Annotated in this window: 3 protein-coding genes; 2 read left to right on the forward strand and 1 reads right to left on the reverse strand. The window is 34.3% G+C overall.

All coding sequences use genetic code 11. The features are described 5' to 3' along the window. The coding region (locus SORDD24_RS05660; RefSeq protein WP_061408497.1) for an ROK family protein at window positions 1-899 on the reverse strand (899 nt) is incomplete at its 3' end. Between the two features lie 407 nt (window positions 900-1,306). Between SORDD24_RS05660 and SORDD24_RS05665 the strand changes: the two genes are divergently transcribed. Both SORDD24_RS05665 and SORDD24_RS05670 read left to right on the forward strand, forming a co-directional pair. Then, window positions 1,307-1,519, forward strand: coding sequence for an AbrB/MazE/SpoVT family DNA-binding domain-containing protein (locus tag SORDD24_RS05665; protein ID WP_000646903.1), 213 nt, complete (start codon window positions 1,307-1,309; stop codon window positions 1,517-1,519). Window position 1,520: 1 nt separating this feature from the next. Continuing rightward, a partial coding sequence (locus SORDD24_RS05670; RefSeq protein ID WP_155720132.1) for an ATP-binding cassette domain-containing protein occupies window positions 1,521-1,805 on the forward strand: 285 nt, incomplete at its 3' end.

Genomic DNA, 1,805 nt, shown 5'->3' on the forward strand with positions numbered 1-1,805 from the left:
AATCTTTCAAGGATTGGGTGGAATTCTTTAGGAAGATTGGTGTCAGAAATTTCTATATTTTCTTGTAAAGATGGACAATAATATGCAATAGCATCCGGAGCAATGACTGATGTTAGTGCTGTTATCTGATTTAACAAAAGAAATGTGAAGTCATTTGAACGTGATTGGCGATTTGCAGGTTTATATCCATTCATGAGATAGCCGACTTCCCCTGCAAAACCATTTCTTCCACGATGCAATCTTTTATTGATGATAATACCAGAACCGGCAAAATCTGTATCTGGCTGATAGAGAAGGGCCAGTGTTCTAAATTCTGGGTGAATACTACAATAACCAAGGGAAGCAACATTAACATCATTCTCTAAAACAATGGGGATCGTTGTAAGAGATGAAAGTGACGTTAGAAGATTTTTTTGATTGATCTGTTCAAAATCAGAATAGATAATTTCTCCTTGTTCTCCAATAATACCAGGAAAACTAAGTACTAACACCTGAATCAGTGGATCACTAGTAATTAGTTTTTTTACTACATTGTAAATTTCATCTAATGTCCCTGTGGAACTTACTAAAATTTGTTCATAAACTGAATGTCCTCCCAGATTAAATGAGTTTGCACGTATTTTGTACTGAGAAAAGATGTGACTAAGAATAATAGTTCCAATATGGATATAATCTTCTCTCAATTGATATAATTTAGACTTTCTGCCACCAGTTGACCTGGCATTTCCTACAAATTCAATCTCTTCACTATTCTCTAATATTTGCAAGATATTGGTAGTTCCTGCCAGAGAAATCCCTGTTTGACTGGATAACTGATTCTTGGTCCATGTTCCTCCTTGATAAAAACAGGATCGTACTTTGTAAATATTTTCTTGCTTTAAGTCAATTATTTTTGCCATCTCTCTACCTTTCGACACGTTTTGTCAAAAGTATTGTAGCATATTATATTTTTGTTTGCAATAAGATATTTTTAAAAATCTTAGTTTCGCTTTCCTGATTTTAGGAGTGTTCTCTCTTATAGGAGAGAATAATGCTGTTTTTGATTCATGGCATCAATGTGCTCATGAATTTTTTTAATCCTCAATTTTGTTTGTAGTCACATATTTTCTAGAGAGAGTAGTTAATGAATAAGCACCACTTACAAAAAGTTAGGGTTAGGTGTATAAGATTCTTAGTTTTGGGATGAGTGGTACATATTTTTACGAGCATTTTATTATGATGGTAAATGGATGTAGTCTGCACTTGTATTATTTAGGATAAGTGGTATAATTAGTTATACAAATCATACCACAAGGGGGTAATAGTTGTGAAAGCACCAAAAGGTAAATATGCTTGGACGGCTACAGTTGGAGAGAAAGGTCAAATAGTAATACCAAAACAGGCGCGCGATGTCTTTAATATCAAACCGGGCGATACGATTCTTCTTCTTGGTGATGAAAAGCGTGGAATTGCCATACCGCCGAAGGGAGCCTTTGCACACTTGATGGAAATTGCTTTTGAAGAGAAGGAGGATGAATAAAATGAAGTATGTTTTAGAGGTAAATGATATTACAAAAAAATATTCAGCATTTGAATTGAAACCTATAAGTTTTCATATTAAATCAGGTGAGGTTATGGGATTTATCGGTAGGAATGGAGCAGGTAAGACTACAGCGATTAAATCCATTCTAAATCTTGTTCATCCTGATGCAGGGAATGTCCGTATTCTTGGAATGGATTATCTGGATAATGAAGATGAAATCAAACAACGAATTGGTTATGCAGTGGGAGGAACCAATTATTATAAAAGAAAAAAATTAAAGGAT

Origin of the sequence: Streptococcus oralis (assembly GCF_001579175.1) — a bacterium.
Taxonomy (GTDB): domain Bacteria; phylum Bacillota; class Bacilli; order Lactobacillales; family Streptococcaceae; genus Streptococcus; species Streptococcus oralis_O.